Source organism: Methylocaldum szegediense (assembly GCF_949769195.1).
GTDB classification, from domain to species: Bacteria; Pseudomonadota; Gammaproteobacteria; order Methylococcales; family Methylococcaceae; genus Methylocaldum; species Methylocaldum szegediense.
The window spans coordinates 1,189,024-1,212,052 of the sequence record NZ_OX458333.1 but is presented as its reverse complement, the minus strand read 5'-3'; the positions used below and the strand labels follow the sequence as shown (position 1 = coordinate 1,212,052).

The following is a 23,029-nucleotide window of genomic DNA, read 5'->3' as shown; positions in this document are numbered from 1 at the left end:
ATTGAACGCTCGGCTCACCGTCCACATCGACCGCTAAAATGTAGGAAACCACCATGACGTCACTGATCAAGATCAGGACCCCAAAGCTATTTGCCATCTTGGCGCTGGCGAGTTTGTCTTCCGGCCACACGGCTTGGGCAGCCAGCGCCTTCAGCAGCTACGCGACGGTCACCTATACCGTTAACAGCATCACCAACCTCAGCAATCCTGGCGACCTCTTAGGACTTGAGATTCTCGGTTCTTTCGAACAGCCGGGCGCTCCCGATTCCTATGTATCGACCACAGGTGACGGGGCAGTTACGGCTAACAATCCAACCGTCGGCCCGATTAGCGTCGGAAGCAGTTTCAGTCGGACATTTGCAGTAAGCGGCAACGCGAGCGATGGAACGGTCGCCTCTCACTACCTCGGATGGTTCAGTCTCGAGTTCAACAATCTGAGCAGCGACAGCTATTCCATCGAAGTCACGTTGGACTTCGATCTGAGTGCTACTGCTAGCGGCCAGTTTGCGGACACCAGTATTTTTCTCGATTACTACCGGACCTATGATTACGACTTTTCCTTGCCGGGCTGGATGGATGTTTCTCCCTATTTGGGCTTCGCGTTCGCCACCGCCTCGGCAGTCGGCCCGAATCATCAGGCAACGTCATTTCAATCCGATCCAGTGCTGTTCGTCCTAGGCCCGAATGACTCGGGAGGTTTGTACGTCGACGTGAGTATTGACGGCTACTTACAGGCGTCGCCCGTCCCCCTTCCTGCTGCGGTGTGGTTCTTCCTCACGGGGCTTCTGACATTAACGGGACTGCGGAAACGGGGAACATGGACGTGATTGTCTCCATGATGCCGCATCGCTTCTTCTGATTCCCTGCCGATAACGGGCTTCGGTTGGACCCAACGTTCGCGGCGGATTCGGGAGTTTCCCCTCGGGAACCGCTAGGGGAATGCTCCCTCCTTGATTCTCGTATCCTTGCGCCCAGGCGAATACCTGGACGCAAGTCGAGATCGGTCACAGACCGAAGCCACTCCTGTGGTTCCTGAGGCTGAAATAAGCTTGTCCAATGGGCGAATCGCTTCCGGCGAATGTCGGAACCGTTCGGCGCTACTACCTCTACCTAATTCCATTCGGCATTCGAGTGAACATTAATCGTAGGCGCCCCGGTTTCGTGCTGGCAAAGAGGATTGCTCGAGAACCAGAAATTGGGGACTTGACTGGGCTATGAGAGGGTGGGTTAGCCTGTCCTGAGCTCAGTCGAAGAGCCTGTGCTGAGCATTGTTGAAGGGCTCAGGAAAGGTCCGAGGTCGCTCGGTGGGTTACGGCCTTACGGCCTAACCCACCCTACAAAAATTAATGTCTTATTGAAAACGGTCCGGAATAAACCCGTTCCCCTATCTCGTAGGGCCGGCCCGGGTTCGGCAATCGGCTTCCCCACACGATTTCTGGCTCTCACCGTTCATATCCGAAAGCGGTGACGAAAGGCTCCAGCATCTTCGAGATCGGCGCAAACTCCGCTTCGTAGTGTTTCCAGCGTCCCACTGAAGACGTGTAAAGCGGTTGAGCCACTTGGCCGTGGCTCGGGCTGTTGACGTATTTCCCTGCTACCCGTTTGTGGAACTCGGCGACCGATGGATCCCAGTCGAGGCCGACGAAATCGAACACTTTCCGGAAACTCTCCTCGAATCGGAATACTGCATCCTCGTAGCGAAGTTCGTAGAAGTCCATTGTCATTCGCGACCTTATGCACATCCACCACTCCATGACTTCGGCGTAAAAGGCCGCCGTCCTCTCCCACTGCAGAACGTGAACGGTGGAGGGCGTCGGCGCCATGGTCTGCATAAAACAGCTCAAACACACGTCGCGCGGGTCGCGCATAACGAAAACGACCTTGGCGTCGGGAAAAAGGCAATTAATGAGACCGAGATCGATCGTATTCATGGTCGTCTTGTCCACGAATACCGGGCGGCGGTCGATCTTTTCTCCAAACCGTCCTCGAGCCCGCTCCCAATAGAACCGGCGCAGATGGGTGACGCCCGGGATATCGATATTTTCGAGCAGTTCAGGGGTCGTTCCGGCCGTTCCGGCCATTCGATGCAATTCGTTCCTCAAAGTGACGATCAGATCGGTTTCATCGGCGACGAAAACATCCGGGTGGGAATCGAGCACTTCCTGGGTAAGCGTCGTCCCGGAGCGCATGAAGCCCACGATAAACACGAGCTTCCTCGACTCATCCCGAGGAAGCCCGGCGCACGACCAACGCTCCAGCAACTCGCGGGTAAAACCTAAGGTGTTGGTCTTAATCAGGGTCGGAACAAGAGCAGCGTCCTGCTTCTTAACCTCGGGCAATAAACCAGCCACATCCCCGGCGGCGCGCAAATGGCCGAACACCTGTTCGTACGTCTCGAGCTTGTCAAGAACCCGCGCCAGCTCCTTATGCGCCCTGAATTTCTCTTCAGGCGTCGGAAAGCCCGTTAGGACTTTTTCGAGGCGCCGCTTGGCCTCCTCGTATTGGCGGTCGTCCGTTTCCAGAGTCGCCAGCAAGATTTGCAGCACGCCGCTGTGCGGCGCCAACCTCACCGCTTTACGCGCGGCGGATAAGGCGGGTTTGTTCTCGTTCAGCCTCGAATGGGCAAGCGCCAGCAGTTGAAAACCACGAACCTTGGAGCCGTCGATTTGCACCGCTTGCTTGAGCAGCTCCAACGATCCACGGTAGTCGTTCCAAAATTGCAGCTGCTCGGCCAGTCCCAGCAGCAAGCTGATATCCCGGCTCTTCCGGGCTTTTTTCAGCAACAACTGGCCCGATTGGCGCAGATGGGCGATGCCCTGCTCGCGCCGGCCCAGCCAGCACAAGGTCTGCCCAAGGCAAGCCTTGGCCTGGCCGTCTTTCGGGTTTTCCGCCACGGCTTTTTCGAACCAGCCGGCGGCTTCAACCAGATTTCGGGATTGAACGGCGGCCTGGCCCCTCTGTAAAAACGTCATCATTCGGAGAGGCTGGCAAGTGCCTGTTTAGCTTCATCCAGACCCGGGTAGTCGCCTTTCTCGACCATGGCTTTCTCCAGCCGTTCCTTTGCCTTTGCCCTATCGCCCTCCTTGAGATGCACCATACCAAGGTGGTATTGGAAGATCGGCGCGTCCGGCGCCCGCTCCACCGCTTTCTCGAGGAGCGGCCTTGCCTTCGTCAAGTCGCCCAACTGATAGTGAATCCAGCCTAGAGTGTCCAGAAACGCCGGCTCCGCCGCATTCTCGAACCGCGCCGCCAGCTTCAGCGCACGCTCAAGTCGGGACCGGTCGTCCACATCCATGCTCAGCAGCGCCGCAAGGTTGTTGGCGGCCAGAGCATGGTTCGGCTGTTGCTTTAGCACCGCTTCATATTCGGCTATGGCGCCCTTCCAGTCCTTTTCCTGCTCGAGAACCCGCGCCAACCCCATCCTTGCCGCTACCTGCCCCGGCACTACCGCCAAGACCCGCCGGTATACCGCCGCCGCCTCTTTCAGCTCTTTCTTACCCTCATGATAAGACGCGAGGGTATGATAGGGCGGCGGCCATTTCGGACTAATCTCGATCGCCCGGTTGAGCGCCTTGACGGCTTCCGCCTCCTGCTTCTGTGCGAAATGGTAAAGCGCCAGTACGTGATAGGCTGTCGGATGGTTCGGATTGTCCTTCAAGAGCTTCCGAATCCGAGCCAAGGCCTTGTCGGGCTGTTTTTCCGCCAAGTGCAACGAAACGATAGCCTTCAACGGCTCGTAATCGTTCGCCGCACGCGCCAGCGCCTCTTCGTATTGTGCCAGCGCTGCCGCCGGCTGCTTCTGACGCTGATAGAGCTGCCCCAGCCGGTACGGACCGACGGCCTTGTCCGGGAAGTCGGCCGAGATCTGCTTGAGAAGACCCTCCAAAGCCTCAGTCTGCTCGCTCGCGAGAAGCAGATCCGCCTTCAGATTGAGCCCGTCGAGGTGCTTCGGCTGCGCCTTGAGAAAGGCGTTGATCTTGTCTAGCGCGAGACTGAGGTTTTTCTGTCCGACCAGAAATTCGACCAACTGCTTGTGCAAGCGAAACTCATCGGGATGCGCGGCAACCGCTTTCTCCAGTTGTTCCTGTGCAAGCGCTGGCTTCCCGTCGAGGAGATAGGCCTGAGCCAATCGGGTCAGAACGTCCGCCGCTTCGGGCTGGTCCTTGAGCAAGGCCCGGAAGGCCGCAATCGCAGCCTGCGCATCCTTCCGCGCCAGTGCCAGCCGGCCTTGCAACGACAGTGCCGGATGATCCTGTGGATTCTCAGCTAGTACCTCGGCAACGAGGTCCTGAGCTTCATCCATGCGACCCTGCTTCGCCAGGAGTTCTGCCAGCAAGGTCGTCGCCTTGAGGCGGTCCGGTTTGCTTTCACCATCGTCGATGAGACCTCGGTAAACGCCTTCCGCCCGATCGTTCTCGCCGAGCCGCTCGTGAATGGACGCCAAGCTGAAGCGCAAGGCCGTCGCCTTTTCTGTTGCGCTCGATTTGATTGCCGCCGTCAGCTCATTCACGGCCCGCTTTCCTTCGCCCCGCCCCACGAAATATTGCGCCAGCAACACGACGGGCTTTGGGTCTTCTGGGAAATCGCGTATAGCCGTACGAAGCGCCTGCTCCGCCTTATCCCAAAGGCGTTCTTTCACATACAGCTCAGTCAGCATGACCCGATGTTGGAGCTTATCGGGTTCGGCTGCGATCAAGGCGGCAATCGTCTTCTCAGCTGCCTCCGCTTGGCCCTGTTGCTGCTGCAGCCGAGCCAGGGCCGCCAGCAGCGCTGGCTGGTTCGGCTGCGTCTTGAGTCCCGCCTCAAGCACCGCCAGGGCCTCCGTCGGCTGCCCCTTCTGCACCCGGTAAAGCGCCAGAACCAGATAAGGATCGGGCCGCGCCGGGGCTTCCGCCACGATGGCCTCGAGCTGAGCCAGCATCGAGGCTTCATCGCCTTGAAGATTCGAGAGCGCGGCCTTGAGCAGCCGAACCTCGAGATCCTGGGGCCTTTCCTCTGCTACCGGTCCTAGAAGTTCCGCCACCTTGGCCGCATCCTTGACCATCAGGTAGAACTTCGCCAACTTGAGCTGAGCGTCGCGCTGATTGGGATCGAGCTCCACTGCCTTCTGGTAATAGGCAAAGGCTTGCCGCCAGTTCTTCTGCTCTTCTTCGATCTGGCCCAAATAGAAATAGGGGCTCGCCGTCTTGGGGTCGATCTGGAGCACGTTCTTGAATTCGACCTTGGCCTTGTCGAAGTTCTGCGCCTCGAAATACCGAAGGCCCCGTGCCAGGTGCTCGGCCTTGCGTTCCTCCGCTCCACCACACGCCGCCAATACCGCGGCCATGACAACCGAGGCCGCGACCGGCCGAGTAAGTCTGAACTTCATACTGAACTCCGTGAATTCAACAACGAGTGTAAGGCTTCAATCGCGACGGGCCTTGCGGTAGCCCGGGTCCGGATCAAAGCGTGCAAAGATGGAAACCTGTATTCCGCGGCGCTGTTAATGGCACTGTTAATCAAGGAACCGCCGTCTCCGGCAATTCCCGATCCGCTGCCGGACTGCGCGTTCAGGCGTATAGCTCACCCGAAGGTTACGTCTCGCTTTGCTTACAAATTTGGTGCCCAGCCCTACTGGTCCTCGACGTACACGGCGCTGGTTTTTCTCCAAGCTCATAAAACAAGCCGTTTCGACCAGTTTTTTTTGAGGTCTTCCTTCTCTTTAGCCAGGTTGATCGCATGCCGGTCGATGAGGCAAATCCCGCACCGCTGCTTCAAATGCCGCATCGCCTTCAAGAAGTGCTCCCGGGTCTCCGATTCACCGCGCCTTCGCTTCAAGCGAATGGATTCACACATTCCTAGGCCGGCAATACTTTGTCGACGAAACTGCTTGACCGGGACGTCGTGTCGGGAAGAGCGAATTCGGAGTTCTCGAAGAGTCGGTTTGCTAACGCAGGGGGCTCCTGACCTTTTTGGCAGTGCCCGTACCGTAGGTATAAAACGGCCCGAGCGCGTAACACGAGTGACTGGCTAGACCCCAGTCCGGCAGAAAGGGCATCTGCTTACATTTTCTTCGCTCAGCGGAACAGCATCGCCGCTCCGGGCACGACCGGGCTTCCGGCACGCTGTGTCAGTTTCTTATCACGGCACGATCTGAAGCTCCTCGAGCTTGAACGGAAATTCCTGAGCTTGGTTTTCGGCCTATGCTGAATCAATAGGCTCAGCTTCTGCTACCGGATCGGTTTTCCACGGCTTCGAGCTGACTGACCCGATCTCAGGTTTTCCGCCCGCTCCAGCCAAACGCTCCTTCCCGCTTCCAGAGCCGCCTTTTCCTGAGGCAACTGACGTAGCATGCCGAGCGCCTTGCACAAGCCCTGAACCGCGGCACTGCGTGCCGGGAAGCCAGGGCATGCGCCCCGCAAGATAAAGAAAGCGGAATGCAAATCGAATCGGTTGATAGTCCCGCCGAGGCGCCGGTCCACAGGATGTGCTTTCATCAATACATCCTCACTCACGTTGCTTTGGCCCTCAATTTGCACGCTATGGGCGATCCTTAAGCCCATAACGCAAGCATGTTTCAAAAGGTTTTCACGCTTTTATTGCTTTTCATCTTTGCTAACAGCGCATTGACCGATGAGGCAAATCCCACACCGTTGCTGCAAATGCCGCAGAATTATCGACTGGTGCCGGGAGATGTGCTGGAAATCTCGGTCTGGCGCGAGGAAGGGTTGACCAAGCAGGTCCTGGTCCGTGCCGACGGCGGCATTTCCTTTCCTCTGGTCGGCGACCTCCAGGCCGGTGGCCTCACCGTCGAGGACGTTCGTGCCGCAGTCACCGAACGCCTTGCCGAGTACCTCGCCGACCCCGTCGTCTCGGTCTCGGTCATAACCACCAGCCAAAGGATCTATGTGGTCGGCAAGGTCAATAAACCCGGCGAGTTCGTCACGCCCGGCCGGGTCACGGTGATGCACGCCCTCGCCCTCGCCGGAGGTCTCAATCCTTTCGCCGACCGTGACGATATCACCATCCTGCGCCAGGTCGGCGACCGCACGACCCCGCTGCCGTTCGACTACGATGCCGTAGCCGCTGGCAAGGATCTGGAGCAGAACATCCTACTGATGAACGGCGACGTCGTGGTCGTGCGTTGAGAGTGAAACGATTCGCTACGCGCCTGGCGTATGTCGGCGCCGGGCTCGGCGTGGCGTTTGCCTCGCCAGGCTTTGCCGTGGATTGGTATCTGGAAGCCAATGCTAATGTGAGCCAGCAGTTCCATTCCAATATCCAGCTGTTACCGGACCGATTCAATCCGGAAGCCGTGTTTGGCACCGATCTCGGCCTGACTGCCCAGCTTGTCGCACAGGAGCCGAACTGGCAGGTGAAAAGCAGGGTGCGCCTACAGAATCTCTTTTATACGCCGATTGACCACATCGACACCCAGAATCAGTACCTTGACCTCGATGCCTATTATGCGACCGAGCGTTCGCGCTTCGCGCTCAGCGTGCACCATACCGACGATGCCTTGCTGTCGTCGCAATCGGAGGGAGTGGTAGGAATCGTAGTGACCCGGGTGCAGCGGTCCGAAACCACGCTGGCCCCGTCCTGGGCCTACGTTTTGGACGAACGTACCCGCCTGACCCTGGGCTACGCTTATCAAACCTCGGATTATGAGGCTCGCCAAAACGTCGGCTACGTCGACGCCACCGTCCATACCGCCTCCATCGGTCTGGAGCATCAGCTTACTGAACGCCTGGCGTTGACCGGCCACCTCGCCTACAACGCGTACAGGGCCTCGCAGCGAACGATCGATTATGTGAACGTTATGGCCGGATTCCAGTATGCCCTGACGGAAACGCTCGATCTCAACGTCTCTGGCGGCGGCCAGTACAGCGATTCGGAGACCAATTTGCAAACGTTGCGTCTTGCGGGATTTCAGATCGTGAGCCTGGACCCGCTCCAGATCGCGCCGGTGGTGGTTCCGGAGAAGGTCACCTTCAAGGACCAGCAGTTCGGCCCCCTGGTCACGGCCAGCGCGCGCAAGCGCTTCGAAACGTCCGATTGGGAGCTCGTGTACAGGCATCAGATCAGTCCGGCGATTAACGGTGCATTGTTCGAGTCGGACCGGGTCACACTCAGCGGCCGCCAGCGGCTCACTGAGCGTTTAAGCGCGAACCTGAAGCTGTCCTACTCGGAGTACACTCGGCCCCATCTGAACGGCGAGACCATTCAGCAAAGCTATTACCTGCTCAACGGCGAGCTGTCCTATGCGTTGACTGAGCAGTGGCACCTCAGCGCGTCATACCAGTATGTCCTCCGCGACCTTAGCAAAAACGCCGGCACATTCGCAGGGAACCAGGACGATCATGCCGTCTTCGTGACGCTCCGGTACAGTTTCGACCCTTTCTACTTTTGAGCACTTGAGAACGCGATCAATGGAAGAAAAAAGCCTCAGCGACTATCTCGGTACCTTCAGGCGTCACAAGACCGCCGTCGCCACGATCTTCGGCGGTCTGTTCGCGCTCAGCCTCGCGACCGCGTTGTTATTGCCTCCGACTTATCGCTCGACCGCGACCATCCTGATTGAGGAGCAGGAAATCCCGCCCGATCTGGTACGGTCCACCATCACGAGCTATGCTGCCGAACGCCTGCAGATGATCAGCCAGCGCGTCATGACCCGCTCGAATCTCCTCGCGATCGTCCAAAAATTCGATCTCTACGCGAAGGAGCGTCAGAAGGAAACCACCGATGAGATCGTCGAGCGTATGCGTGAAGATATCGATTTCCAGCCGATCAGCGCAGAGGTCATCGATCCCCGCTCGGGCCACCCGACCAAGGCCACTATTGCCTTTAGCCTCTCGTATGATGGGCGCAATCCCGACACCGTGCAGCACGTAGCCAACGAGATTACCTCGCTCTACCTCGAAGAGAACCTCAAGACGCGCACCCAGAAAACAGCCGAAGCCTCCGATTTCCTCACCGAGGAAGTCGAGCAGATGGGCGCTTACGTCACCGAACTGGAGCAGAAACTGGCTCAGTTCAAGCAAGCCAATATGTATGCCCTCCCGGAGCAAAAGACGCTCAATCTACAGTTCCTGCATCAGACTGAGCAGGAATTGCAGTCGCTCGACCTACAACTGCGCACTCTTCAGGAGCGTGTCATCTATCTGGACGCGGAACTGACAAAGATCTCCCCAGACACGCCGATCGTCTCGGACACCGGGCAACGCATCCTAAGCAAGCAAGACCGGCTGAAACATCTCCAGACCGAGCTCGTCGCCCTGACTAGCCGTTATTCCGAAAAGCATCCGGACGTGGTCAAGGCACAGCGGGAAATCGCAGCCTTGCAACGGGAACTCGGCGTCGTCGATACCTCGGTTGACACCGCCAAGACTCTCAAACACCTCCGTGCGGAGCTAGCCCAACTGAAGGATACTCACGCCGCCGACCATCCCGATGTCGTCGCGCTGTCGGCTCAAATCGCTGCCTATGAAGCGGTATTGAACCAGCCGTCAGCCGAGACCACCGCGCGCGAGATCGCCGCTCGCCAGCCGGACAACCCGGCCTATCTGAGCCTTTCCGCTCAGAAAGCCGGTACACTACAGGAGATCGAGGCGCTCAAGAAACGTCGGCTGGAGTTGCAGACAAAGCTCGCCGAGTATCAGGACCGGCTGCAGCGTACCCCCGATACCGAGCGCCAGTATCTAGCCCTGATGCGTGATTACGAAAATGCCTCCGTCCGCTATCGGGATTTGAAAGCGAAACAGATGGAGGCTCAGATCGGCGAGCAGCTGGAGCGGAAGAGCAAGGGCGAGCGATTGTCGGTCATCGAACCGCCGCTGCTGCCGGAAAAGCCAATCAAGCCGAACCGCCCTGCCATCGCTGTTCTCGGCCTGCTCTTGGGCCTAGCCGCCGCGGTCGGCTATATCGCATTGCGCACCGCGCTCGATCAGACCGTCCGAACCGTCCAAACGGTCGCCCTGCTCGCCGGCGCCCCTCCTCTCGCGGTCATCCCTTATCTCGAAACTGATGACGAGACTTTCGACCAGAGCCGCCAGCGCCTGATTCTTGTTGGCATCAGCTTCGGCGCTTTGCTCCTTGCACTGGGCTTGATCCATTGGTTCTGGACCCCGCTGGATGTGCTCTGGTTCCGGAGCCTCCGCAAGCTCAACACCGTTCTCGGCTAACCTTTGTCCTCTTCTCGTCTGGAGTTGCCCTTATGGAATCGATCGCTACCCCCTTCGTCGCACGCCCTCATGGCAAAGCCCAAGCCGAGCCCAGTGCGCCGATCCAATACACCATCACCCGCTCCGTTGAGGTCAACCCCGAGGTGCTGCGCCGCCACCGGGTGATCGCGGGCCAAGTGCCCGGCCCATATGTGGACGCATACAAGGTGCTCCGCACCAAGATCCTGCAAATCTTGCGCGAGCACGGCTGGAACGCCTTTGCCGTCACCAGTCCGAATCCCCACGCCGGCAAGACCGTCGCCGCCATCAATCTCTCCTTGAGTCTTGCCCTCGACATCAGTCAGACCGTCCTCCTGGTCGATGCCAACCTCCGTCACCCGAGCGTTCATACCGCATTCGGCCTCACCCCGCGCGAAGGACTCGCCGACTACCTCCTGGACGACGTGCCAATCGAGCGCCTTCTGATCAATCCTAAGGGTATAAACCGCTTCGTCATCCTACCCGGCAGCCGGCCCCTGCCAGACTCGGCGGAACTCCTCGCGTCCCCCAAAATGGCGCGGCTGGTGGACGAGCTCAAACACCGCTACCCCTCGCGCATCGTGGTATTCGATCTGCCTCATCTCACCACGGCCGACGCCCTCGCCTTTGCACCCTATGTCGATGCCGCCCTACTGGTGCTCGAGGCCGGCCGCACCACCCAAAGCCAACTCGTCGAGGCCCTTGGCCACCTCAATACCACACCACTCCTCGGCACCGTCCTCAACAAGGCCGAACCCACGTCTGGATCGTGAGGAACGACCGGCACTGCAAAATGCCTAGAAGGACGATCGGGAGACAGTACACGAACCTTAGAATCACTCCGCGCTGCCGAGAGCTCGTTCTTATTCCGATAGCATCTCTCGGCAGCGACGAATGAACACCAAGCCGTGGCCGGCAATGCTGACGCAGGCAGGCCCCTACTCTTTTCCTCCTTTAGCGCTCGAATCGAGCAGCGCCTCCCAATACTCGCCCCGCATATCGGCTAAGGCCGACTTACCGCCGAAACGCCAGGATGTTTTCCAGAGCCTCTACGAGAGTCCGGCACTGGGCATCCATACCGACGGTAATGCGCAGGAATTGCTCTATGCGCGGCTGCACGAAGTGCCGCACGACGATATGACGCTCGCGCAGTGCAGCCGCCAACGCAGGCGCGGCGATTGAAGGATGGCGAACGAATACGAAATTCGCGGCCGACGGCAACACCTCGAATCCCAATCGTGACAAAACCTCGGCTAACCAATTCCGACTCCGGATGACGGCCAGGCGCATGCTCTCAAAATTATCCCGATCCTCGAAAGCCGCGACCGCAGCTGCAATCGCCAAGCGATCCAGCGGATAGGAATTGAAGCTGCCTTTCACGCGCTCCAACGCCTCGATCAAACCGGGATCCCCGATCGCAAAACCGACCCGCAGGCCGGCCAGCGAGCGCGATTTGGATAGGGTTTGGATCACCAGCAAATTGGGAAAACGTTCGACCAATGTCACAGCCGATTCTCCGCCGAAATCGATGTAGGACTCGTCGATCACCACGACCGACTCCGTATTGTTCCGGAGTAGCGCTTCGATAGCGGCGAGCGGCAACAAACAACCTGTCGGCGCGTTTGGATTCGGGAAAATGATTCCACCGTTCGGTCGACGGTAGTCCTCGATCCGGATCGTGAAACTTTAGGTCAGCGGAATACAAATGCGGCCTATACCGTAAAGAGCACAGTAGACCGGATAAAAGCTGTAAGTGATATCCGGGAACAAGATGGGTAGATCGTGTTTCAGCAGCGCCTGCAATGTATGGGCCAGTCTTCGTCCGAACCGTTGCCCACAAAAACCCACTTCTTGTCGACGCCATAGAATCGTCCGATGGCCTCTTTCAAGCGATCGGCATCCGGATCTGGGTAAAGCCGCAGTCGACCGCCGATCTCGCCGCGCAAGGCCGCCAAGACCTTGGGTGAAGGCGGGTACGGGTTTTCGTTGGTATTGAGCTTGATCAAATTGCTCAGATTGGGCTGCTCGCCGGGCGTATAAGGCGTTAAGTCCCGGATGGTAGGACTCCAAAACTTATTCACGAACAATCAACTCCGCTTTTTAGATATGGATCACGCCAGGGATTCTGGCGTCAAGGCAGACCGCATTGGCAACCTCCCACAACCTTCTCTCCCGAGCCTGCGTCTGAAAACGTTCCAAGACGAGCCGACGATAATGGTAGCCATTGTCCCTGAGCGCCATCAGACCGGCCTATTTGCCGTCTTCCCCTGCCGGGCGAAAGCGATAATACCCCTCGGTCGAGGTCTCTAGCCCAGCGATCCCGGCGAGCGGCCGATACCTTAGGCGAGGCGAGTGGAGAGTGGCCGTTTTCGACGATCGAGATCTGTATCCGCGCCTGACAAAATCGGCTGGGCGAGACTACCGCGACGGGCGGGCAGCCGCTGACCTAGGCTGTCACGGCTTCGCGAACGAAAGCGGGAAGCGTGACAAGAACGATTTACTCGCTTCTTCCTTGAGGTCGGCCTTTTGGGCTATGCCTCGCACGTTCCCGTTCGCTCCCGGTGAGTTCAGGATAGACTTATTCCGGCCTTCCCGTTTTGCTTCGATTTATCGTTGAGTCTTATCGCCGATTTGCGGTCCCTACTCCCAATCGGTGAGGTCTTCCACGGATGACTGAATATTGCACGCCGTCTCCCGATGACAACGATCAAACACCGAGACATCGCGGCCAAGCTCAATCCGTTTCCGGCAACACTAACGAAGCGATCTCCTTCGCCGAGGACTTGATGTACCCCAGGCATCCGGATCGCCGCTGAACAAGGCGGATAGGGTAAGCCTTGGCCTGCTCGAAAGTGATGTGCGGCGGCAAAGGCGGCACAGCGGGATCGGTGTAGGCTTCCAAGAGCACCGGCCGGTCCGCGGCGAACGCCCTTTCGCGGGTCGGGACGATGTCCTCCGGCTTGCCCGCCTTGATCCCCAGGAAACCCAGCGATGTTGCCGTTCATCTGCATCGCGCCGTCGCCTGCCAGGGCAATCGCTGCCCGCTCGGGATAGGCGAACTCGGCAGCAATGGCGTACGGCACGCCGCAGCCCATGGTGGCGAGTCCACCGGAGAGGGAGGCCATCCTGCCACGGCGGATCTTCACGTCGCGGGCGTACCAGTTAGTGCCGGATCCGGAGTCGGTCGAGATGATACAGTTGTCGGGGAGGCGCGGCGATAGTTCCCCGAAAACCGTCATTTGACTGTGACCGCGAATTCCGGATGTATCGGGATTCAAAGCTCCCGGTTTCGCGGCTTGTCTACATACCCGGTCGGTGCCAGGTCAGTCCGATCGGCGGTGACACGACAATGCGGCGCGCCATTGGCAATGTTGTAACCGTTGCGGTGATGGAATGGACGAAAGCCATCTGGACCGTCCGACACGCCGGGCGTTACCTTCTCGATTTTCCAGCCAAAATCGGTATCCGTGAGGCCGTAATGCTCCCGGTATATCCATGCCCCGCACTCATCCATTCGCCATTGAGTCGGATCCTGATCCGTCATGGCGCGACCTTTCTCCCAGATCGCCTGAACGATGTCTTCGTCGATCTTCATGTACTGCCTCCATTAGGACGCAGCATGCCATCGCCACATGCTACAGTCGGGATCTCGGCTTTCACTTGCTTTCTGGCATGAACGCCTTGGATGCGTGCAAACACGCACCGGTCCCCTAACCGGCTGACTCGGCTTTACCGGTTCAGACGGTGCCGATCTGACGGGCGAGTAACGTCAGCCAAAGTAGCGTCCAGCCGGAAAACATCAGGTCGATGCCGACCAAGAGCCCTACCAACCAGATGGCGGCGGCAGGCCATTGGGCAATGACCATGATCCCGAGCAGTATCGAGAGGATGCCGCCCGCCACCAGCCACCCCCAATATCCAGCGGGGCGTAGCCGTAATCCCTGGGTAAGACGAAAAATGCCGTTGACCAGGAACAGTACCGCGACCAGAAGCGTGATCGACAGAATGCCGGTCATGGGAAATACGAGCAGTAACAGCCCGACCGCGAGGGTCAGTAGACCGCTCAGGAGCGACGGCCAAAAGCCGATCCGATCGCGGAGTCGAATGGCATGGAGGCTCTGCGCGATGCCGGCGAAAACCAGGATCCAACCGATGGTGAGCTCGGTCGCGAGAGTGGCGACGAACGGAAAGAACATCGCTGCCACGCCGAGAAGGATTAACACGATGCCCAGCGCGAGAAATCCCAGCCGATGTTCCCGCACATCGTCCATTCCCACCTGAGCGTTCGTCCCAGAAGGCCAAAGTAATGAGAGACGCATAACCAATGTCCTTATATCGAAGCCATTTAAAGATTAATGACGCACTTGAATCCGTTTTGTTCAAAAGAATTCCTGGCTCTGCAAAATCCTCGTGGCAGCGCGGCTGAAACGCGATGCGCAACGCATGGCAGGAGACGCTGCAATCGGATTCCTCGTGGCGTGAGTTAAACGCCGAACCGGCCTTTTGCCCGAAATGGCGGAAGTGCTTTCCTGTGAACGCCACGCTCCCCAGTCCTGTCGAAGTTATTCCTTCCATTGTTTTCGGGCGGCGACTCATGACATCCGAACATTCATCCCCGGTCCGGAGGTTTCTATTTCGATATTTTGCCCTGGCCGCTGCAATGATCGCTGCGAGCGGGACATCAGCTGCTGAACTAACGCGCACCCCGCGGCAACCCGAGGGACCGTTTTATCCTGACCGACTCCCGCCGGACACTGACAACGATCTGCTGTTGGTCAACGACTCGGTCACGCCGGCAGCCGGGGAAGTCACACACCTTATGGGACGAGTCCTCGGCACCGCTGGGGAGCCTGTCCCAAATGCGGTCGTCGAGATTTGGCAGGTGGACCACAACGGCATTTATTTGCACTCGGCGAGTCCCCATCGCGAGCGACGCGACGAGAATTTCCAGGGATTCGGGCGATGTTTGACCGGCCCCAACGGCGAGTATTACTTCCGCACCATCAAGCCGGTTCCTTATGTTGCCGGAGCGCAGCGCACGCCGCACATTCATGTCGTGGTTAAGAAAGACGGGCAGCGGATGTTAACCACGCAGCTCTACATCAAAGGCCATCCTTTGAACGAACAGGATTTCATTCTTCGCCAGATTTGGGACAAAGCTGCCCGCGAAGCCATCCTGGTTGATTTCGCGCCGGCCGACGATCCCGGTATCGGCGGGCTCACGGCGCACTTCGACATCGTAATCGGAAAGACTCCTGAGACGCCCTCGAAGAAGTAACGGGAGCTCTGGTCAAGTCCTTCGACAGGGCCGTCGAAGGGCTCGATGCGAACGGATGTTCGCGATCTTTCCTTATCTTATACGTCGCTCTTAGGCCCGCTCGGCCGAACCGACCGCAAACATCAAAAATTCGTGGCGGACAGGGCTCTTTTCGAAGCTGCACGAGTCAAAAGGACAAGCCTTACGAAAAGGCATTCGAAGCCTTCAATCATCGAGGAACGGATTATGAACTACGAGGACTTTTTGCTGAACGAACTCGCGGGGCTGAGCGGACTTGACGAGGAAGAGATACGCAAGATTGTGAAGAAGATCGAGGAAGAGAAGGCTCGGCAGGAAAGCGAGGATGATGCCGAGCAAAGGCAAAGCCATTAAGGACTTACGCATCTCGCCCCTTCTCCCTCTGGGAAAGGTTCGGGATGAGGGGATCGGAAAGGAAGTTCCTTCATTTCATCCCCCTCACCCTAACCCTCTCCCTGAGGGAGAGGGAACCGAAAGCGCTTCTGCGTAAGTTCTACCACTGAATCGTTCTCTTGAGAGTGCGCGCCGCTAAGCGGCGTGCACTCTCGTCTTTGGGTACGTCGGTTCGAGCCGGAGATCATTGTTAGGCTCGAACCTATCTGCTCCGAATGCGAAAAGTATTTGTCGCCGGGTTTACCGACGGAAAAGCCGCCCCGGGCATTTTGGGAGTAAAGCCTCGGTACTTTGGGCTCATCAAATCCGTTCGTCTCTGCCGTCGAAGAGTCTTGGGACTCAGCGGCTCTTATCCGTGCGTCGCCGCTTTGAATTGTCTCAGGAGCGCCATCGCCGCGGTTTCCGAAGAGGCCGGATTCTGTCCAGTGATCAAATTCCCGTCGGTCACCACATGGGGCATCCAATTCTCGGCTTTCGAATACTTGCCGCCGTTCTCGCGCAGCATGTCTTCAACCAGAAACGGGACCACCTGCGTAAGACCCACTTCTTCCTCCTCGGAGTTGGCGAAACCGGTGACCGACTTTCCTTGCACCAGCGGCGAGCCATCCGGCGCCTTGGCATGACGGAATGCGGCCGGCCCGTGGCACACCGCAGCCACGGGCTTGCCTGCGGCATACAGCGCTTCGATCAGTGCAATGGAATTCGGATCTTCGGCGAGGTCCCATAAAGGCCCATGGCCGCCTGGGTAAAACACGGCATCGTAATCGGAAGGCGAAATCGCAGACAGCTCCACGGTATTGGCGAGCGCGACCTTGGCGGCGGGTTCGTTGTCGAAACGGATGAGCGCCTCCGTTCGCACCTCCGGCTGACGACTTTTCGGGTCAATTGGAGGCAGTCCACCCTTGGGCGAGGCCAAGGTAACGTCGGCTCCGGCATCGATGAATGCGAAGTACGGCGCGGCGAATTCTTCCAACCACAAGCCAGTCTTCTGGCCCGTGTCGCCGAGCCGATCGTGCGAGGTCAAAACCATCAGGATTCTCATCGTCACTTCTCCTCTTCGCGTAAACTCAGGGCGATCTTGCCGAAATGGGCACCCCGCTCCATATAGCGAAGGGCGTCCGGCAGTTCCGCAAACGGAAACACGCGGTCCACCACGGGCCGCAACTGGTGCCGCACAATCGCATCGTTCATCGCTTCGAACATCGCGCGACTGCCAACGAAAATGCCTTGTACGCACACGTTCTTCATCAGGATAGGCGTGGGGTCGATCCGACCCTTACCGGATAGAACGCCGATCAGGCTGATACGACCGCCCATGCGCACGGCTTTCAGCGACTGTTCCAGCGTGCCCGCACCGCCGAGCTCGACCACATGGTCGACGCCGACCCCGTCGGTGAGTTCCCGCACACGCCGGCCCCATTCGGGCGTGGTCTTGTAATTGATGCCGTCGGATGCGCCTAGAGCAAGCGCTCGCGCCAGCTTTTCGTCACTGCTGGAGGTGATGATCACCCGCGCTCCGTACAATTTGGCGAACTGCAGTGCGAACAGCGAGACGCCGCCCGTGCCTAGGGTCAACACCGTGTCGCCTGCCTTCACCTTGCCCGACGCAACGATCGCGTGCCAGGCCGTCACGGCCGCACACGGCAGGGTCGCGGCCTCTTCGTCGCTGAGATAGTCCGGAACCGAGACCACCCCGTCCGCGTCCAGCACGACGTACTCCGCCGCCATGCCGGCCTCCCCTCCGCCCAGCGCGCTCTTAGCCTTCTCTTCGGTTAATTCGCCCTCCAACCACTTGGGCATGAAAATGCCCGCCACCCTCTGGCCTACGCTTACCCGCGACACGCCCGGTCCGACACCGACCACCTCCCCGACGACGTCCGAAAGCGGCGTCATCGGCAGCGGAAGATTCGGTCGATAGCTGCCCTTGATCACCATCAGATCTCGATAGTTGAGCGACCACGCCCGCATCTTCACGAGCACCTGGCCTGGTCCTGGCTGAGGTATTGGCTTTTCGGCAAGAACCAACGAATCGATACCGAAGCCACCCAATTCATAAGCTTTCATGAGTCGTCTCCTGATTCCACTTAAGCGCGTCTCAATGGGCCCTTCACCTAGTGCCCTTCGGGGGCCCTGTCGAAGGTTTTTCGGGACCAACAAGGAAGGCTATTGATCACCGCCACTTCGGTTCCCCAATCGGTACTCCACCAGCGTCATGACCATGCCGCCGTCATGCGGCCGTATGGCCAGCTCTACTCTTACCATTAGGACCGCGGTTTCGCCGCGTTGTTGGCCACCCCAGTGGCAATCGGGAACACTCGGCTTTCACGGGAACCATTCTCGAAACACTGTCGTCCAACGGCGGGACGTCGTCCTATTGACATGGTTGAAAAGAACCGTAAATTCGCTGCCCTTAGCCGAATTTTGGATGGATCGGTCGACAGAAACCCGGAAGTTCGGCTAAGTTTTCGACTTTTTAATTCAAGCTTTTAATCGAGTTTTGGGATCGCCTCATGTGTTGGAGCGGTGAAGCTTCGGCCATGCTAGCGACGAGCGGTTTTGCGACAGCAAGCTACTTGGCCTACAAAGGGGAAACTCGGGAGCTTTGGGTGCCCCTGACCTATTTCGCCTGCATGGAATTATTGCAGGCCGCGACCTATATCTACATCGACCAGTGCGATACCCCGCAGAACCAACTGTTAACCTGGCTGGGGTATCTCCATATCACGTTTCAGCCTTTCTTCGTCAACATGGTCGCGCTGTACTTCATTCCCGAGCAGGTAAAGCGGCGAATCAGCGGGATCGTGTACTCATTGTGCGGATTGGCCAGCTTGGCGATGCTGCTCAAGCTGTATCCCTTTTCCTGGGCGAGAACCTGCATCCCGGGATACGAAGGGTTCTGCGGACGGCTCGTGTGTTCCACATCCGGAGACTGGCATATCGCCTGGCAGCTTCCGCTTAACGGACTGCTCTCGGATTATCCCAACCATCTCATCCCATTCCGGTTCGGCTTGCACGGATTTGCCTACTTCGCGGCCAGTTTTTTCTTGCCTTTCCTTTACGGCTCATGGCGATTCGTCGCGCTTCATCTCGTCGCGGGACCGCTGCTGGCCGACATCCTGACCCGCCACCCGAACGAACATGCCGCGGTGTGGTGTCTGCTCTCTATCGGCTTGTGCGTCTCGGTGATCAAGACTCCGTTGCGTCGCCTGCTGCGCGTGGAACACTGGCCCGGATACCGGCTGTGGATGGACAAACCTCTCAACGAAATCGGCGAAGGGGTAACGCCGGCGCTTGCTTTGAACAACCGATACGCCGATCCGCCGCCTCCACGCGGGCCAAAGTTGAATGCATGGAACAACCGCCAGCGACGCGGCCTTCGAGCTAAAAGAATCGGAATCCGCACCAACCGGCCGATGGAGCGTGTCGTCAAGCGTACCGATCTCGATCCGGTACGGCTTGAATACGACGGGGGCATCACAATGACTCGTGCTCGGATATCTAGCAAATCACGACCGAAAGGAGGTAGTAAAACGTATGTATTTTGATCTGAAACGATTCCGTATCCTTCCGGGGAGGATTCGGTGATGATCGAAACGTCTGCATTGACCAAACATTACGGCCACTTTACCGCCGTAGACAACATCTCGTTCCGCGTCGATCCCGGCCAGGTGCTGGGATTCCTGGGACCGAACGGCGCCGGCAAATCCACCACCATGAAGATGATCGCGGGTTTCCTCGCGCCGAGTTCGGGCAGTGCCAAAGTGTGCGGCTTCGACGTCGAAAGTCAGCCTATAGAAGCCAAGCGGGCGCTCGGCTATTTGCCGGAAGGCGCTCCCGCCTACGGAGAAATGACGCCGCGCGCATTCCTCGGGTTCCTAGCCGATGTGCGCGGTTTGAAAGGGGAGGAACGCAAGCGGCGCCTGGACGATGTCATCGGCCGGCTGCAACTGGAAGGCGTATTGGAACAGCCCATCGAAACGCTATCCAAGGGCTTCAAGCGTCGTGTCGGCCTGGCTCAAGCCATTCTCCACGATCCGCCCGTCCTGATTCTGGACGAACCGACCGATGGCCTCGACCCGAACCAGAAGCACGAAGTCCGCATGCTCATCAATGCCATGGCGAAGGACAAGGTCATCGTGATTTCCACCCATATTCTGGAAGAGGTCAATGCCGTGTGTAATCGGGCGATCATCATCGCCGGCGGAAAGCTCCTCGCCGACGCCACTCCCGCCGAACTCGAGGCGCGCTCCCGTTATCACATGGCGGTGTCGCTGACCACGACCGAAACCGAGAAAGCGAAGGAAGCCCTGGGCGCGATTCCCGACATCGAGAGCGTCGAGATCGATCCACTCGACCAGCGGATTACCGCTTTCCCACGCAAGGGCAAGCAGATTCTCGCGGCGGTCAGCGACGCGCTCAAGGCCAAGGGCGTCGCCATACGCGAATTGCAGCTCGAAACCGGCCGTCTGGACGAGGTTTTCCGCAGCATCACCCTGCCGCACACACGGGAGGCCAGCGCATGAACCCGATCCTGACGCTATACAAACGCGAGCTGAGCAGCTATTTCGCAACGCCGGTGGCTTACGTCTTTATCGTGATTTTCCTATTGCTCTCCGGCTCCTTCACGTTTTATCTCGGCGGGTTTTATGAACGCGGCCAAGCGGATCTGGAACCTTTCTTCCAATATCATCCTTGGCTCTACCTGTTCTTGGTCCCGGCAGTGGCGATGCGGCTGTGGGCCGATGAGCGCAAGAGCGGCACCATCGAGCTGCTGTTGACCCTGCCCGTTACCATGTGGCAGGCGGTGGTCGCCAAGTTTCTCGCCGCCTGGTCCTTTATCGGCCTCGCCCTGTTGCTGACCTTCCCGATCTGGATCACCGTCAATTATCTCGGCGACCCGGATAACGGCGTCATCCTCACTGGCTATCTCGGCAGCCTGCTAATGGCGGGCGCGTTTCTGGCTATAGGCGCTTGCCTGTCGGCAACGACACGCAGCCAGGTAATCGCGTTCATCCTCAGCGTGGTCGTGTGCTTTCTGTTTCTCTTGGCCGGATTTCCGCTGGTCTTGGACGTGTTCCGCGCAGTTGCACCGCAGGGCTTGGTCGACGCCATCGCCGGGCTCAGCTTCCTGACCCATTTCAATGCCATTTCGCGGGGCGTGATCGATTTGCGAGACCTGTTCTATTTCCTGCTCGTCATCGGTTTTTGGCTCTACGCCAATGCCGTCGTCATCGATCTCAAGAAGGCGGATTAAGGAGGAGTTCCGGAAGATGATTTTGAATCGCAAAACCGTAACTCACGGCACCTTAGGCCTTCTGGCGGTGCTCTTCGTGGCACTGGCGCTGCTTTCCAACACCCTATTCCGCGGCGCCCGACTCGATTTGACCGAGAATTCGCTCTACACCTTGTCGCAAGGCACCCGCAACATACTCGCCAAGCTCGACGAGCCTATCCATCTGACGCTTTATTTTTCTGACAAGGCGACGGCGGAAAGCGGCCGTGCTGATGTCCGCAACCTCCGGGTGTACTACGAACGGGTTCGTGAGTTGCTCGAGGAAATGGCATCGCGGGCTTCCGGGAAACTGCGGCTGGATGTGGTCGACCCCCTGCCCTATTCCGAAGCCGAAGACCGCGCGGCGGCCTCGGGGCTTCAGGGGATTCCTCTCGGTCCCTCGGGCGAAAAAATCTTCCTCGGACTGGTCGGCACCAATTCCACCGACGGCCGGGCGGCAATTCCGTTCTTCGATCCCAGCAAGGAATCGTTTCTCGAATACGAGTTGGCCAAGCTGATTCACGGTCTGGCCACGGCGAAGAAACCGACGATCGGTTTCCTGTCGGGACTTCCCATGACCGGAGGCCTCGATCCGTACACGCGGGAACGGCGCGAACCCTGGGTCGTTTACCAGCAGCTTTCCCAATTGTTCGACGTCAAGCCACTGCAGCCAACGGATCTGAAATCGGTCGATCCGGACGTGAACGTTCTGGTCGTGGTCCATCCGAAGCAGCTCAGCGAGGACGCCCAATACGCCCTCGACCAGTTCGTGCTGCGCGGCGGGCATTTGCTGGTCTTCGTCGACCCCAACGCCGAGATGGACGACGGTGGCGCCGATCCCAGCAACCCCATGGCGGGCATTCTGGCGCCCAAGTTCTCCGATTTGCCGGCCCTGTTCAAGGCTTGGGGCGTCGAGTATTCCCCCGACAAGGTCGTGTTGGATCGGGCCCACGCTCTTGCTGTCGCCGTCGCCCCGGGCACCGCGCCGGTACGGCACCCTGCCATGCTGCGCTTCACCCGATCCGATCTGAAGCAAGACGACGTCATCACTGCCAATCTCGAAACCTTGCACGTTGCCACGGCCGGTTATTTCAAGCTAGCCAAGGACAGCTCGGCCAAGTTGACGCCTTTGATCGAGACCTCCGATCAGGCCATGACCGTCACGGCGGAGCAGGTTAAGTTCTCGAACGATCCCTCGAGTCTCTTCGCCGGTTACAAGCCGAGTGGCGAGCGCTACTGCCTGGTCTGCCGTCTCGAAGGTAAGTTCAAAACCGCTTTTCCCGACAGAAAGGATTCCGGACATCTCGCCGAAGCCAAAGAACCCGGTGAAATCCTGCTGGTGGCGGATACGGACATCCTAAGCGACCGTCTCTGGGTTCGAAGCCAAAACTTCTTCGGCCAGAAATTGCTGAACGCTTTCGCCGACAACGGCGACCTGTTCGCCAACGCCGTGGATAACATGGCTGGTTCCTCCGACCTGATCTCAATCCGGGGCCGCGGCGTTTCGAGCCGACCCTTCACCAAAGTGGAGGAACTCAAGCGCGCCGCGGATGCCCGATTCCGCGTCAAGGAACAAGAACTCCAGCGCGAGCTAACCGAGACCGAGCGCAAGCTGACCGAGTTGCAGAGCAGCAAGTCCACGGACGAAAAGTTCGTGCTCAGTCCGGAACAGCAGAAGGAACTGGAAAACTTCCTAAAGCGCAAGTTGGAGATCCGCAAAGAACTGCGTGAGGTGCGACGCCAACTGGATGCCGATATCGACGCATTGGGCGCGCGCTTGAAGTTCATCAACATCGGCCTCGTGCCCGTGTTGCTGACGCTGGCAACGCTTGCCTTCCTGGGCTGGAAGGCCAGAAAAGCCAGACATAAAGCGGTTTGAGGAGGTTTCAT

19 protein-coding genes and 1 pseudogene are annotated in these 23,029 nt (G+C 58.5%); 11 read left to right on the top strand and 9 right to left on the bottom strand.

Going from position 1 to position 23,029, the window contains the following annotated elements; translation table 11 throughout:
* The first annotated feature begins 53 nt into the window (after positions 1–53).
* Positions 54–827 (top strand): VPLPA-CTERM sorting domain-containing protein, encoded by a 774-nt coding sequence (locus QEN43_RS05100; RefSeq protein ID WP_026608966.1) that lies wholly within the window; start codon positions 54–56, stop codon positions 825–827.
* Between the two features lie 615 nt (positions 828–1,442).
* Here QEN43_RS05100 and QEN43_RS05095 read toward each other — a convergent pair.
* From QEN43_RS05095 to QEN43_RS05085, 3 genes are all read right to left on the bottom strand, one after another.
* Positions 1,443–2,975: a tetratricopeptide repeat-containing sulfotransferase family protein gene (locus tag QEN43_RS05095; RefSeq protein WP_317963765.1), complete on the bottom strand. Its 1,533-nt coding sequence runs from the start codon at positions 2,973–2,975 to the stop codon at positions 1,443–1,445.
* Positions 2,972–5,368, bottom strand: a complete 2,397-nt coding sequence (locus QEN43_RS05090) for a tetratricopeptide repeat protein (RefSeq protein WP_026608964.1) — start codon at positions 5,366–5,368, stop codon at positions 2,972–2,974. Before QEN43_RS05090 ends, QEN43_RS05095 begins: the two co-directional genes overlap by 4 nt.
* Positions 5,369–6,209: 841 nt before the next feature.
* Positions 6,210–6,476 carry a hypothetical protein gene (locus tag QEN43_RS05085; protein WP_156912627.1) on the bottom strand — a complete coding sequence of 89 codons (267 nt, stop codon included), beginning with the start codon at positions 6,474–6,476 and terminating at the stop codon, positions 6,210–6,212.
* Positions 6,477–6,551: 75 nt separating this feature from the next.
* On the opposite strand from QEN43_RS05085, the gene QEN43_RS05080 reads away from it, so the two are divergent.
* The 4 genes from QEN43_RS05080 to QEN43_RS05065 are packed head-to-tail and all read left to right on the top strand — an operon-like array spanning position 6,552 to position 10,951.
* On the top strand, positions 6,552–7,127 hold the full coding sequence (locus tag QEN43_RS05080) for a polysaccharide biosynthesis/export family protein (RefSeq protein ID WP_051331388.1): 576 nt from the start codon (positions 6,552–6,554) through the stop codon (positions 7,125–7,127).
* 2 nt (positions 7,128–7,129) lie between these two features.
* The gene (locus QEN43_RS05075; protein WP_026608961.1) at positions 7,130–8,389 is read left to right on the top strand and encodes a porin family protein; all 1,260 of its coding nucleotides are present in this window, start codon (positions 7,130–7,132) and stop codon (positions 8,387–8,389) included.
* 19 nt (positions 8,390–8,408) lie between these two features.
* The gene (locus QEN43_RS05070; protein WP_026608960.1) at positions 8,409–10,160 is read left to right on the top strand and encodes a GumC family protein; all 1,752 of its coding nucleotides are present in this window, start codon (positions 8,409–8,411) and stop codon (positions 10,158–10,160) included.
* Positions 10,161–10,192: 32 nt separating this feature from the next.
* The gene (locus QEN43_RS05065) at positions 10,193–10,951 is read left to right on the top strand and encodes a CpsD/CapB family tyrosine-protein kinase (protein WP_235726505.1); all 759 of its coding nucleotides are present in this window, start codon (positions 10,193–10,195) and stop codon (positions 10,949–10,951) included.
* A gap of 241 nt (positions 10,952–11,192) precedes the next feature.
* Here the strand turns inward: QEN43_RS05065 and hisC are convergent.
* The 4 genes and pseudogenes from hisC to QEN43_RS05045 form a co-directional block, all read right to left on the bottom strand.
* Positions 11,193–12,259: pseudogene (gene hisC / locus QEN43_RS05060) on the bottom strand (histidinol-phosphate transaminase).
* Positions 12,260–12,745: 486 nt separating this feature from the next.
* A complete protein-coding gene (locus QEN43_RS05055; protein ID WP_235726504.1) occupies positions 12,746–13,303 on the bottom strand; it encodes a thiamine pyrophosphate-dependent enzyme in 558 nt (185 codons plus the stop codon).
* 149 nt (positions 13,304–13,452) lie between these two features.
* On the bottom strand, positions 13,453–13,773 hold the full coding sequence (locus QEN43_RS05050; protein ID WP_026608959.1) for a hypothetical protein: 321 nt from the start codon (positions 13,771–13,773) through the stop codon (positions 13,453–13,455).
* 142 nt (positions 13,774–13,915) lie between these two features.
* A complete protein-coding gene (locus QEN43_RS05045) occupies positions 13,916–14,497 on the bottom strand; it encodes an HdeD family acid-resistance protein (protein ID WP_084161586.1) in 582 nt (193 codons plus the stop codon).
* Between the two features lie 275 nt (positions 14,498–14,772).
* Here QEN43_RS05045 and QEN43_RS05040 point away from each other — a divergent pair, with 275 nt between their 5' ends.
* Both QEN43_RS05040 and QEN43_RS05035 read left to right on the top strand, forming a co-directional pair.
* Entirely contained in the window at positions 14,773–15,456 is a 684-nt protein-coding gene (locus tag QEN43_RS05040; protein WP_036268378.1) for a dioxygenase family protein, read from the top strand.
* Between the two features lie 225 nt (positions 15,457–15,681).
* On the top strand, positions 15,682–15,828 hold the full coding sequence (locus QEN43_RS05035; RefSeq protein WP_156912626.1) for a hypothetical protein: 147 nt from the start codon (positions 15,682–15,684) through the stop codon (positions 15,826–15,828).
* 388 nt (positions 15,829–16,216) lie between these two features.
* Here the strand turns inward: QEN43_RS05035 and QEN43_RS05030 are convergent, their stop codons facing one another.
* Complete coding sequence (locus tag QEN43_RS05030; RefSeq protein ID WP_026608956.1) at positions 16,217–16,909, bottom strand: type 1 glutamine amidotransferase domain-containing protein; 693 nt, start codon at positions 16,907–16,909, stop codon at positions 16,217–16,219.
* Between the two features lie 2 nt (positions 16,910–16,911).
* Positions 16,912–17,931, bottom strand: coding sequence for a zinc-dependent alcohol dehydrogenase family protein (locus tag QEN43_RS05025; RefSeq protein ID WP_026608955.1), 1,020 nt, complete (start codon positions 17,929–17,931; stop codon positions 16,912–16,914).
* A 473-nt stretch (positions 17,932–18,404) separates the two neighbouring features.
* On the opposite strand from QEN43_RS05025, the gene QEN43_RS05020 reads away from it, so the two are divergent.
* The 4 genes from QEN43_RS05020 to QEN43_RS05005 are packed head-to-tail and all read left to right on the top strand — an operon-like array spanning position 18,405 to position 23,018.
* Positions 18,405–19,412: a DUF5765 domain-containing protein gene (locus tag QEN43_RS05020; protein WP_317963764.1), complete on the top strand. Its 1,008-nt coding sequence runs from the start codon at positions 18,405–18,407 to the stop codon at positions 19,410–19,412.
* A 39-nt stretch (positions 19,413–19,451) separates the two neighbouring features.
* Complete coding sequence (locus QEN43_RS05015; RefSeq protein ID WP_026608954.1) at positions 19,452–20,390, top strand: ABC transporter ATP-binding protein; 939 nt, start codon at positions 19,452–19,454, stop codon at positions 20,388–20,390.
* Entirely contained in the window at positions 20,387–21,121 is a 735-nt protein-coding gene (locus QEN43_RS05010) for an ABC transporter permease subunit (RefSeq protein ID WP_026608953.1), read from the top strand. The genes QEN43_RS05015 and QEN43_RS05010 overlap by 4 nt, the downstream gene beginning before the upstream one ends.
* Before the next feature lie 16 nt (positions 21,122–21,137).
* A complete protein-coding gene (locus QEN43_RS05005) occupies positions 21,138–23,018 on the top strand; it encodes a GldG family protein (protein WP_026608952.1) in 1,881 nt (626 codons plus the stop codon).
* The last annotated feature ends 11 nt before the right edge of the window (positions 23,019–23,029 follow it).